General features: G+C 38.8%; 8 protein-coding genes. All 8 read left to right on the forward strand.

Annotation, left to right across the window (positions count from 1 at the left end):
* The first annotated feature begins 14 nt into the window (after positions 1-14).
* The 8 genes from NXX38_RS18190 (at position 15) to NXX38_RS18225 (ending at position 13681) form a co-directional block, all read left to right on the forward strand.
* Entirely contained in the window at positions 15-1109 is a 1095-nt protein-coding gene (locus tag NXX38_RS18190; RefSeq protein WP_258980569.1) for an Omp28-related outer membrane protein, read from the forward strand.
* Between the two features lie 5 nt (positions 1110-1114).
* On the forward strand, positions 1115-2233 hold the full coding sequence (locus NXX38_RS18195; protein WP_258980571.1) for an Omp28-related outer membrane protein: 1119 nt from the start codon (positions 1115-1117) through the stop codon (positions 2231-2233).
* Positions 2234-2242: 9 nt separating this feature from the next.
* Complete coding sequence (locus tag NXX38_RS18200) at positions 2243-3307, forward strand: Omp28-related outer membrane protein (RefSeq protein WP_234132194.1); 1065 nt, start codon at positions 2243-2245, stop codon at positions 3305-3307.
* A 21-nt stretch (positions 3308-3328) separates the two neighbouring features.
* The gene (locus NXX38_RS18205; protein ID WP_258980573.1) at positions 3329-5545 is read left to right on the forward strand and encodes a hypothetical protein; all 2217 of its coding nucleotides are present in this window, start codon (positions 3329-3331) and stop codon (positions 5543-5545) included.
* A gap of 129 nt (positions 5546-5674) precedes the next feature.
* Positions 5675-8167 (forward strand): DUF4988 domain-containing protein, encoded by a 2493-nt coding sequence (locus tag NXX38_RS18210; RefSeq protein WP_258980574.1) that lies wholly within the window; start codon positions 5675-5677, stop codon positions 8165-8167.
* Positions 8168-8199: 32 nt separating this feature from the next.
* On the forward strand, positions 8200-10044 hold the full coding sequence (locus tag NXX38_RS18215; RefSeq protein ID WP_258980576.1) for a S41 family peptidase: 1845 nt from the start codon (positions 8200-8202) through the stop codon (positions 10042-10044).
* 121 nt (positions 10045-10165) lie between these two features.
* Complete coding sequence (locus NXX38_RS18220; protein WP_234132190.1) at positions 10166-10699, forward strand: hypothetical protein; 534 nt, start codon at positions 10166-10168, stop codon at positions 10697-10699.
* Between the two features lie 102 nt (positions 10700-10801).
* Positions 10802-13681 carry an FG-GAP-like repeat-containing protein gene (locus NXX38_RS18225; protein WP_258980577.1) on the forward strand — a complete coding sequence of 960 codons (2880 nt, stop codon included), beginning with the start codon at positions 10802-10804 and terminating at the stop codon, positions 13679-13681.
* Positions 13682-13685: the final 4 nt, after the last annotated feature.

The raw sequence follows: 13685 nt of genomic DNA on the forward strand, positions 1-13685 counted from the left end.
TTAGAATATAGAATATGAGAAAATTTGCAATGTTTTTTATGCCGGGCCTGATGTGCCTGTGCGGATGTTTGGTGTCATGCAGCGGCAATTCTGACGACACTGAGGTGCCGGATAGCGGTGAAGTGACGGGACCTATTACTTTGACTGTGGATAAAGCTAAGATTGAAGCCAATGGAACCGATATGGCAACTTTCACGGTGACCGATGCGAATGGAAAAGTGCTGACAACTTCTGAATATATTAAAAATGTGTATTTTGAAGATGTTAATACCGGTGATTATTTAGATAGACGAACCAACACATTTTCGGCTGTAGAAAACGGATCACATCGTTTTAAGGCCTATTATCTGGACTGGGAGTCGGAAGAAGTCTCCGTGACTGTACAGAATCGGAAAAACTATGAACTTTTTTACCGTAAGGTGGGTGTTTTCAAAATGACCGGAACTTGGTGTACTTATTGTCCTGCTATGACTTCGGCATTGAAGAAAGTAGAAGAGATAATGCCGGATCGTATGGTGAAAATGGCTTTTCATGCTTCCAGCAGTTCTGCTACCGACCCGTTCCATTTGTCGCAGACAAGCACTATTATGACCCGTTTTGGAGCAACCGGTTTTCCTACCTGTATCTATGATTTGAAGGTGATGTCGATAGACAGAAATGTAAGTGCCATCAAACAAACCTTGAAAGACCAGATCAGAAAATATCCGGCCACTTGCGGCATCAAAGTGAATACGTCTTATAATTCTTCAAGTGGTGAGATTACGGTAAATGCAGCGTTAAAGTCGAGCCAGGGAGGAGAATATGATCTGGTTTATGTCTTGGTTACTGATGGCTTGACCGCATCCGGAGGAAATGAAACCTCGTATGATTATACGGTCAGAGCTATTTCCAACAATTACATGGCGATGTCAACCGATAGAAGATTTACTGTAAAAGCGAATGAAGAACATACTGCCGGTACTTTTATGATTTCCGGAGCAACGAACCTGAACTCTTCAACGTCACGTGTAGTGGTTTATGCATTACGTAAGGTTGATGACGCATATATGGTGGATAATATAACCCAATGTTCTATCGACGGTAGCGTAGATTATATTTATAATGACTAAGGCTTATGAAGAAATTATACCTGACAATTCTACCAATTGTAATGATCCTTTGTTTAGCAATGCTGTCATCCTGTTCCGGAAGTTCGGACGAAACAGAGAACGGAGGGGCGGATGACGGTATTCTGCGTATTACTGCTGATAAGACAGTCATGCAGGCAGACGGTGTGGAGAGGGTGACTTTTACAGTCAGACTAGGTGCTAAAGATGTAAGTGAAGAAAGTACGATGAACCTGATTCTGGTAAAAGAATCAGGGGAGGAAAACCTGGATTATGGTATCCGTGCTTTCAGTACTTCGGTGCCGGGTACTTATGTTTTTAAAGCCCGTTATTATGAGGGTAAGTCGATAGTCAGTGAAAATGAAGTGACTATTCAGGCTAATTCGACATCAGGCGGGGTAAGTTATTATCATAAGTTGCTGGGGATGCAGTTCACTTCTATCGGGTGTCAGGCTTGTCCGGCACTTAGTACTACATTGAAGGCCATCCAGACAGAACAGCCGGGACGATTGGCGGTAGCTTCTTTTCACATGGATTTCGGGGGAATGACAGACCCTATGACTATCGCGGCCACCAATAACTACCGGACCAATATTCTTGGTAATTTCACGGGATTGCCCCGTTTATTTTACAATCTGCGTAAAGGTACTAAAGATATGATCAGTATAAAAAGTCAGATTGAAGAGGAACTTCAGAATGAACTGAAGAACTATCCTGCGTCATGTGGGGTAGCCATTGAATCTGTATATAATGCTTCTGACCGTACGGTGACAGTTACAGGCAAATTAACCTCTAATGTAGCAAACACTTACCGTTGCCTGATCTATCTGGTGGAGGACGGAATCAAATATTTCCAGACGAACGGTGGAAATGATTATACCCATAACAATGTAGTTCGCGCAGTACTTTCCACATCGTTGAACGGTGACCGCTTCACTGGTGAAATAAATGCAGGAGTAGAGTCTACCATGCAGCGTTCTTATCAGTTGGAACCGGGATGGAATGTGGAAAATATGCGTGTGATTGTATCGATGCTGACAACATTGGACGGCGGAAAGACTTATACGTGTAATAACGTAAATGAGTGCAAGCTTGGAGAATCGGTAGATTATCTGTATAATGAATAAAGAGGGCTTATGTATATAAATATTTATAAAATAGCATTGCTGGTCTGCATTTGCGGCATTGGGATTTTCGGGATTTCCTGTTCGGGCAATACCGATGATTCGGAACAGACGGAAGTGATTTTGAGCGTTAGCAAAAACTCCTTGATTGCCGACGGAAAGGATGTTATAACTTTTACGGTCATGTATGCAGGAATAGATGTAACTGCCGATGCAGTCATCCGTTCCGTGATGGACGGGCAAACCTTGGATGGAAGCACCTTTTCTACTTCTAAAGCAGGAACCTATGCTTTTGAAGCATCTTACGACAAGTACGTATCCAAATTGATGACAGTGGTTGCGAAAAGTACGTCGGGCACACTATCCAGATTTGTAAGGCGTATTTGTGCGATGGAGTTTACCGGAACATGGTGCGCCATGTGTCCGGCAGGAATGACTCGCCTGAATTACCTGATAAATTCGGATTATGAAGGGATTGTTTATCTGATGTCCTTTCATGTAAATGGAACGAGTGCTGATCCGATGGCAATCGAACAGTCCTCAATTCTTTCCAAAAAGTTTGCTATCCCCGGTTACCCTTCATGTGTTGTCGATATGCGTAAGGAAATGGGATTATCCGAAAACTATACTGTCATGCGGTCAATATTCAATGAGTCTTTGGAAAAATATCCTGTCCATTGTGGGGTAGCTATCAGCTCTCTTTATAATGAAGCCGGTTCCGAAGCTAAAGTTACGGTGAGGGTGACTCCGGAGAAAACGGCTGACTATCGTCTGATAGTATATGCTGTGGAAGACGGTTTGAAGTATGAACAGAATGATGGTGGCAACTATCGTGACTATACGCACAATCATGTAGTGAGGAAATTACTTTCTGCTTCGGTTGATGGTGACAAGCTGGGGCAGCTTCCGGAGGATAAGGAAGTAATGAAAGAGTATACAGTGATATTGGATAATGCATGGAAAGCTGAAAAACTTTCTTTCTATGCATTAGTAACGGACGAAAACGGCTATGTGAATAACCTGGCTGTTTGCGAAGCTATAAACGGCAATGCCGATTATGAATATGTAAATGATTAATCACATTTATCACTTTTAATTATGAAGAAGAAATTAGTTAGTTTATTACTTTTGCTAGGGCTGTTTTTAGTTATAAGCCCTATGATGATTTCATGTTCGGATAAGGATGAACAGGGAGTTGATCCCGCGCCTCCTGAAGAGCCGGATACTCCGCTTCCTCCTGTACCGACCCCTATCAAATGGGTGGAAAACGAAGTGGATGGCGGTGAACGTGGAGTGGGCATCAAGGTGACCAGCAGAACTGCCAACAATTTTGTGTTTGAATGTACTCCGGGGGATAAGGTGCAATCTTACCGTTTGGATGTTTATCCTTTATGCCGTATGTATAACTACTTATTTGAAAGTGGAGGTGTAGGTGCAAGCGAAGAAGAAATTGAAGATTTGATTCTGGAAGCTCTTTATAATTCGGAAGGTGCCGGTGCTTACACTTTCAGCAGGAGTACATTAGGGGATAGTTATCCGAATGCGGAATTTGACTGGGCGAATTCCAAGTATTCCCAATCGGAGATTGTGCCGGGAGCAGAATATCTGATTATAACGGTAGGCTGTAATGATGAAGGCGGACAAAATCCGGCCGATATGAAAATCTGTCATCTCAAGACTCCTTCCGGAGATGTAGTAGGTCATCCTCGTGTGGATATTGATGTTGATCCCAGTTATCAGGCGGTTGGCATACAATACCTTCCGAATGAGGACTGTAAGTATTTCTATCAGTTTTGCGGAGATGCTGAACCTATCGATGCGTTTATCGAAGCTTACGGAAAGGATATGTATATTGACTTTATGAGACATTGGACGCAGACGGCAGGAGATGCACAGGTGCCTGAAGAAGAAATGTACTATGTCGTAGACTTTGGTTATACTGCCGATGCAACAAGAAAAATTACGGCTACGACTATCGGCTTGGATGCAAACAAGAATAAAGGGGATTATGTACGTCAGGACTTTCAATTAAAACAGATTCCTGATAATGCGCCCGAAGCAGAATGTGCAATGACAATCACTAAAACGGGTGCTTCTATTGTTAATATGGATGTAACTCTGGAAAAAACCTGTTATGCCATGTTCTATCGTATCTTCAGTGAGTCAGACTATGCCCCTTATGAAAATGCGGACGAGGCTACGATGACAGCATTGGCACAGGCACTGGATCAGGAAGGATGGGGTATTAAGAATCTAAATATCGGTCAGGAAGGTTCGTATACAAAGTCCGAATTCCAATATGATCTTGCTCCGAATGGTTCCTATGTTGTCGCTTATATTGGTCGTAATGAATATGGGGAGTTGTCAAAAGTGAAAACAAGCCGTTTTTCAACACAGGAACGTGTGACTGATAATCCGGGAGCATCCAAGGCTACAATAGATATTACTATTTCCGATCCGGGAAGGACAAGTCTGAAGTTGAATTATAAATATAATCAGGAAGCGGCAGTATTTTATCATCAGTATATCATGACGCCTGATTTGCTGGAAGAGGCTAATAAAGCTGAATTGATTCAATATCTGTTATCAGAGGATTCAAATACGTGGCCTGCAAATGCAAACGGAGGGGTTGAAGATTATACGTTTACCGGTTTGGACCCTGCTACTGAATATATATTTGCTTATATGGCAGAAGACTGGGACGGTGTACTGACTGATGTGAAAATAGTGAAAGCTTCAACCGAAGCTATTATAGCAGGTCCTGACCCGACTATGCAACTGAGTGCTTATATGAGTGAGTTGGGGAATTTTACTGTTCAGTTCTCAATGGTAAAGGATGTAGCCAAGATCTTTCATATGATAGTGGAGGATGAGTATTCGGCAAGTGGCGATTATAGCTATGAGGATTGTATGAAAGTATGGAAAGAAAAATGTTTAGAGTCTGGTTTGACTACTGTTAATTCTACAATTCAATCATATGATAAGACAAGTGAAGCCAAACGTCTGGTTGCTTTATGTGTACCTATTGGTGCTGATGCTGACGGCAATGAAGTGATTGGTGACCTCTATGCTGTATTCTGGGATAAAGACAAGGGTATTGTTACCGATCCTTCCGTGTTATTCCCGGATGCCCCGAAATCGCAGAAGAGAATAATGGGAATGACTAAGTCTCAAGTAGTGAAGAAAGATAGCCGGATACCTGCAAACCTGATTGTTAATGAACAGGTGGAAAAGAATGTTCCGGGAGCTATGAAAAGTGAAAGTACTATTTATCTTGATTTGAAGAGATTAGGAAAACATCCTCACGCCAAATAAATATCGGCAGAACTATTTTTCCGCACGATAGTGTGTTATCTATCGTGCGGTTTTCTCTAATCATTAATTTTTTTAGATATGAGAAGAAATCAATTTTTATGTAGCATGGGAAAATGTACATTTTTCCTAATGGCAGTATGTGTTGTGATGTTTTCGTCATGTTATAATGACGATGATTTAAAGAATTCGATTTCCGGTCTGGAAGATCGTATGGCTAAATTGGAGGCTTCATTGCAGAGTATACAAAGTGATATTTCTACATTAAAGACATTGACCGATGCCCTGTCTCAAAATAAATCGATCGCTTCTGTGCTGGAGAACGAAGATGGAAGTTATACTATCAAATTTTCAGACCAGACAGAAGTGACCATTCATAATGGTGAAGATGGAGAGGATGCTCCACAAATAACCGTTATAAAGAATGAAGAAGATGGTATTTATTATTGGGGAATCACCGGTACGGACGGTAAGAAAACACTCTTGAAAGATGGAGAAGGGAATATGATGCCTGTGACGGCTGCCGCTCCTAAGGTTCGTATTAATACGAACACGAAAGAATGGGAAATCTCTACCGATAATGGAAAAAACTGGGAACCGACCGGTGTTTACGCTTCCGGAGAAGGGACGGGGGACACTTCACTTTTCAGCGGAGTAAGCCAGGATGATGATTATGCTTATTTTACTCTGAAAGATGGTACGATATTGAAGGTTGTAAAATCCAAAGAACTGAAATGTGAGATATTGACAGGAAAACAGTATTTTGCGAACGGTGAGGAGAAATTGCTTCCGGTTGAAATGAGTGGTATTTCGAAATATACCGTGACCAAACCTGACGGCTGGAAAGTTTCATTGACTGGAAAGGGGTTGACTATTATTGCTCCTGTTGCAGAAAATCAGTATGCAGAGGCAGGTGGTAAGGTCGCTATAGTAGCTGTTGCATCTAACGGGCAGAGTCTTATTTCGGAGATTCCGGTAGTAATAGGGGAAGCTCCTGTGGCTATATCCGTTGAAGGGCAGATGGTTTCTACCACTTTGAAAAATGGAATAGAAATGTATTATTTGGGAGTGATGGAAATAGATCAATACAGCGCAGAAATGGTAGCTGAATTAGTAAATGGATATTCTGCCCGTATGTACATGAAAACAGCCGCTCTTGAAAAAATGCCCTTGGCGGAATTGTTGGGCAAGGATCCAGAACCCGGAAAGACGTATATGATTTGGGCGGTACCTCCATCTGAAACAGGCGACAAGTATCAGTCTGATGATGTAATTGCTGCTGCAATTAAGACTGCTGCGACTGTGGAATTGAAGGTTTCGGATATTACATTTGAAGGTGCAACGGTTTCTGCAACAAGAAAGGGGTGTGACATTTATTATACAGGAATCACGGATAAGTCTAATTATTCACCTGATGCAGTCATCGAAGACGTGTCTTTTTATGATGGCGGAACCAAACAGTATTCGGATTATAACGGACCGCTGGAGGGTAAGGTGCTGGATTTCCTTCCGACAGTTGTGCCGGGAACAACGTATGTGCTTTGGGCTATTCCTTATAATGAAGAAGGAAAGTATAAGACAGAAGAACTGGTGTCGGTTGAAATTCCTGTTCCTGCGCTGACATATGACGGAACGGCAACGGTAAATGTGGGTAATGTGGTTGCTACGGTTACAAGTGTAAGTGCGCCTCTTACTCCCGGAACGGATTGCTATAAGTATTATTATTCTTACATGAAGGAAACGGCTCTGGCTAATTATGCTACCGACAGAGATGTGATATCCTATCTTATCAAAAACGGCAAGTCTGCCAAAGAGGCTGAAAATTTTGAAAGGGCTTCTTTGGAACCAGGCACGAAAGGTTTTCTTGTTGCAGTAGCTTTGGATAAAAAAGGGCAGCTCGGTTCGTTGGTTAAAGTGCAGGCTGATTCTAAGGAAATATCCTATAATTCTTCTATTTCGGTCGATGTATCGATAGAACCTGGCGCTTTATCCACGACGTTGACGTTGACCCCGACCGGTAGTCCGGTAAAATACCGTTATGTCCATATGCCATTGAATGATTTCAGAAACTATCCATATTGGGGGGATGATGAAATGGTAAAGCAGGCTTTGGTAATGAATCAGGATGTAACAGAGGTTACCGTTGCTGATTTGAAAAAGAATCAACTGGTTATTGAGGACATAGAGTTTAAAGCTGACTATGTATTATTCATGATAGCAGTTGATGCAGACGGTAATCCTTCTACAACTATGACAAAGAAGGAGTATACCAGTGCAAAACCGACTTTCGTCAGAATAGAGAAAGATGCGGATTTGTGGAAAGCCGGTGAGCCGGAGGTAACGATTGACAAGATAGAAAAGGATAAGTTCTATACGGTTACGTACACCGTGAAGCCTAAAGCCGGTTGCAAACAGTTTTATGTATTTGCCGGATCTGCAGACTACCTGACGGGTATGTTTGATGAACAAATCAAGTATGTGATGAAATATGGAGTCAAACAAACAACCACTTATTCTGGAAGTATTTACGGACCGTTGCCAACTAATATCAATGTAACTTGGGTAGATGCGGAGGGACGGCTTTATGAGCTTTCTAAAACTGTGGTAAACGTTCCTGCGCAATAATCTTTTAATTTTCTAATTTAATAAAATGATAGATGAAAAATTTATTTAATAGTTTTTATAGTGTAGTATTACTTGCTTTGTGTCTGGTTGCTTTCAGTAACTGTTCGGATGGTGATGACGGCGGAGAAGTAGGTGGTGCGGATAATGGAATCACTGCGATTGCCAGTGCAACAGAAATGACCGTGTCTCTTTATGGGGAAACTGTCGAGATTTCATTTACTGCGGCAGGAAAATGGTCTCCTTCTTTACAATATTCTGCAGGAGCGGATTGGGCTTCCATCACTAATACCAGTGGTAATGCTACAGCAGGTAAAGGCGGATTAAAGGTAAAGGTTGATAAAAATGAATCCGGAAAAGAACGGGTCTTGACTGTAGCTGTGCAAGTGGAGGGATATAAGGTTCCCGTTACAGTATGTACTATCACACAAGGAGCAGGCTCCGGAACGGCAGTGGACTTGGCTTTGAATGAGTATATGGATAAATATTTGAAGGAACATTATTTGTTCAATGAGGAATATAATACGTTGGATATAGATTATGCATCAGTATCTTATGAAAATTTCCTGCCGACTTATCTTTTACCGATGAAAACCAATATGGAAGATGGTGGAACTTATCGTGCATTTTCGGCCAATGCAGGCAAGCGCTATATCTATTCTTATATTATGGAAACAGGTTCCAGTAGAACCCGTGCGAATACTCGTGCAACAAGTGTTGTAGGATCGGGACTTGGTACGTTTTTCTCTTCTTATATGCCGGATAGAACAACTATTGGACTATCCATTGGTTATGTGTATTTGGAATCTCCGGCTGCCAAAGCCGGATTGAGACGGGGCGACGTGATTGTTTCTGTTGATGGGGTTACTTTGAACAAGAATAATTATCAGCAATACATGAGCACTTTGTTTTATGCAGGTGGAGGTGAAACTTTTAAGATCGGCTATAGGCGTAAAATCTTTGATGAAAAACAGGGCGGCTACGATTTAGTGGATGGAGCTACTACATTAACTACCGGTAGTTATAAGAATAGCCCTATCTTGAATTCAATGTTTATAAAAGATAAAAAAGAGAATAAATTCAATATCGGTTATTTAGTTTATCTAAGTTTTGATTTGAATTTTGAAGAAGACTTGAAATATGTGATTCAGCAGTTCAAGGCGGAAGGTATTACAGATTTGATTTTAGATTTACGTTTCAACAATGGAGGTTCAGTTGAGTTAGCTCGTTATTTAGCCGCTTCTATCGCCGGTACATCACATCGTTCGGATGTATTTATGAAAATGCAACGTAATTCCGGTGCGGATGAGTATATCCGTTTTGGAGATGGTGATGATCTAAATCTTAATTCTGTAAGAATCATCTGTTCGGAAGAAACGGCTTCTGCCAGTGAATTGATAATTAATGGACTAAGAGGAATAGATTTTCCTGTGAAATTATTTGGTAGCCGCACGGAGGGAAAGAACGTGGGAATGGAAGTGCAAGAGTATAAATATGGAAATAAATATTATGAATTTGCTCCGATTACTTTCCGTTCTTTCAATGCAAAAGATTGGGGAGATTATGCTACTGGCATGGATCCGGATGTCATGCTGAACAATCAAAACTCAGATTACGAGGATGATATTGATAACGTATTTCCTTATGCTTTCGGAGATTGGGATAACTTTGATTTCAATTATCCATTATATTGGGCACTATGTGATGTTCAAGGGGTGGATCCGACGACAGGTGAACCGGTGAAACGTAGCGGAAGATCAGGAATGACCCGTTCGCAACAAGATGAAATCATTAGAGTACCGTCTGTACCGTTGAAACGCCCTGTGGGAACTTTTGGCTCGCTCATTTATAACAAGCCGGAAGTAGAAAACTTATATTAGTAAGACTAAATCTCTTGTAAAATAAATTTTCTCTTAAGTTTAAGGGGATGCTTCTCGGTAAGGTGTTAGTGAGGGCATCCCCATTTTGCTCTATAAATGAATAGAAATAAAATGGAATATTATGATGAATAAATCGTTATATAAATTAATCATATTCATTGGAATGTTAGGATTAATAAGCAGTTGTTCGGATGATGATTCTGAAAGTAAATCACAATATGAAGTGGTGGATAATGTGGTGACTAGTTGGTATTCACCCTCTCATTACGAAAAAACAGTACCTTCAAGCGAATTGTTATGTATTGGGGAGAGTGATAAATGTCCTTTATCTAATACATACATATCAATAGTCAATTATGATTCTGAATATCCGATAGTCATACCGAGAGGGGTCTATCAATACTATGAATATGGACATTGGATATATAGACCTGTACCTGCCGATGGGTCTATGAAGGAAATATTTAATTCTGATTGGTATACGACTGTTGTAGTACTATATGGTGGTGAAGGAACATATAATTTTGCTGTAAGAATTTACAATCCTACTTTAAACAAATATTTTGTAACCAAGCCATATCAATTGAAAGTATGGAGAGAAGGAGTAGAGGGGGAGTATAAGTGGTTTCGTTCTATTACGCAGGTAAATAATTAATTAACTAAAAAGAATGGGTACTCTTCTATTCTTGAGGCTGATAAAGCAATATTAGCAGCTCATGGGTATGATACAAATCACATATAATAATTATGACATATTATGGGATTCTGGAAAATTGCACTAGTAAGTCTATTATTAGGAAACAATTCGGTTTTATCACAGAATAATCGATTGTTTTATGACTATGATAATAATGGAAATCGAATTTCACGGACAAATAATATTGAGAGTAAAGATCGTCGAATAATGATTGCTGCTTCTGTTGATATTCCATATTTGGAATATGATGTAGCTGTTGATGTAAATAATCATACTCTTGATACACTTTTAGCAGTAGGATCTACTCCTTATTTTTTTGATATAGCAGCAAATGGTGCTTCTAATTTTTCAATTCCTCTCTCGTTGCCTGTTGGCAATGGTGGAATAGGACCTAATTTGGAAATTGTATACAATAGTTATAGTGGAGATGGAGTTTTAGGTACAGGAATAAATTTGTCATGTTTATCTTCAATTACTCGTAGTAATGAAGAGTCTAGATTTAATGAATTACATTCTTGGAATAAATATTATCTGGACGGTATACCTCTAATAGAGAAATGGGTGGATGGAAAAATAGTCTATTATAAAGAAAATAATGATTATTCCTTAATAACCAGAGATAACTCTACACGTTACTTTGTATTGACCACTCAAGATGGAATGAAATATTATTATGGTGATTACAAAGATACCAAAGCATACCAATTATCTAATGCTGACCAGACTACTATTATTTCCTGGTATTTGGCTTGTCAAGAAGATCCTTATGGAAATTATATATTGTATAATTATCAACAAGATATTGAAAATGCAGATATATGGTTAAAGTCAATTGAATATACATTTAATAATTCATGTAATTATACACAAACCAATCGAATTGATTTTTTATATAATCGTGTGAAAGATGTTCCAACTGGTTTCCTGAATGGTTTCAGGATTAAACGTGATAAGATATTGAAAGAAATTTCCGTTTTTGCAGGAAGTGAACAGGTACGTACCTATAAAATGAAGTATATAAAAGATGAGAAAGATATATATCCAAAACTTAATAGCATACAAGAGTTTGGAAAGAATAATGTTGCTTATAATCCTATTATAATAGGTTGGGGAAATCATCAAGGTGAGAAATGTTTGCAAAAATATGCGTTTGAACATCGTCCGACAGATGTGATTCAAGGAGACTTTAACGGTGATGGAATAGAGGATTTTCTGACAATAGATAAACAATATATAATGAGACCTCCAGAATATATGGATTCTATAAATATTGTATTAGAAGTCCAAACAATAGATAAAAAAGGAAATCGTGAAAAAGTATGGACTACAACCATTTATGACCAAAACTATTCTTTTACTGTAATTCCCGGGGATTTTAATGGAGATGGTTTATTGGATTTAGCTATGTTAACTAAGGATGATACGCATTTCACAATTATGAAAGCGTATCTGAATGAGGAAGGAAAATTAGGTTATAAAACAACGACCAGGTTGGGGGGAGTTGCTAGTCCTGTATTAGTTGGGCATTTTGAGGGAAATAGAAAAGATCAACTTCTAATCGGAAATAAATACTACTCTTTTGATGATGAATTAGTTAAATATACTTCTCTAAATATAGAAACTTTACCAGATAATGGGAGTTATGCAGTCATAGATGTTGATGGAGATAAATACGATGATATTGTTGTATATGATAAAAAGAAGAAAGAATTTACAGCTTATGCTATTATTGATTATAGTGGGAATCTTCGTAAATTGACACATTTTACCTGTAATGAGGGGGAAATCGAGGATATTAAATTCGGGTATTTCAATAATGATCAATATGCGGATATCTTTTTTTATTGTAAATCCGGGGAACAATATAAACAATTTATATATTATTACAACGGAAATGAATTTGTTAAGGGAGAAATTACGGAATCACATCCTAATTTATCTTTCTTAGTTGCAGATTTTAATAATGATGGTATATCAGAGTTAATGTCTTGTTATTATACAATTGACCAAGATAAAGAGACCAAAGCTGCGACTGTTAGTTATCCTGGATGTCATTTTACGAGTAATACCTACAATATTGATGTTACGGATTTATTTCTATCTCCTGATATCTCTCCTGGAACTACAAGATTAGATGATGTGTATTCATATAAGGGAAAATCTTATGTTTATCCTATAAAACACGATCTTTTTGCCGGTGATTTTACAGGGGATGGTAGAGCTGATGTATTAGCCATTTCTCAATCCAGAGTAACAGGGCCAGGGGTGATTACACGTTTTCGTGACGTAAAATACAGTTTGGTAACTTTTGATGAACAATGTTCTTCTGATGTGGTGATTGATATCATAGATGGTAATGCGGGTAGGCGCTCTATTGAATATAATAGTCATGTACAATCACGTGTGAGTAAGAATCCGCTAATAAAAGGATTATATACTCATTGGAATAAGCAATATGCATTAATTCGAAATGTAAATTATGTACTAACATCCGATTTGCATAAAAACATTCATATTGGTAAGAAGTCATATTCATATACTACTCCTTTTTATAGAAAGGATAAAGGTAATTTTGTTGGATTTGAAAAACAAATAATAACAGATTCTCTTTTAAATACTATCACGGTTAATACTTATAATGTATTAGGATCTCCCTGTATATTATATCTTGCCAAAAGCGAGTATCGTGTTGGACATGAAATCGTTTCGTCTACTAACTATGGAGCTGAATTACATGATTTGTCAGGGAGCTATTATTTGAGACATACATCCGTTTTTGAAACAGACTTGGATAAGCAATGTGAAAAAGTGGAGCAATATACTTATGATGAAGTAGATAATATCATAATTTCTGATGTTAGTTATCAAGGATTTGCTAGGGTAAATAATATACCAGAAAAAAAGAGTTTTAACCAATTATCAATATGTACGTCCGGATAATCTA

The sequence above is a fragment of the Bacteroides sp. BFG-637 genome (assembly GCF_024793605.1).
Classification (GTDB): Bacteria; Bacteroidota; Bacteroidia; order Bacteroidales; family Bacteroidaceae; genus Bacteroides; species Bacteroides vicugnae.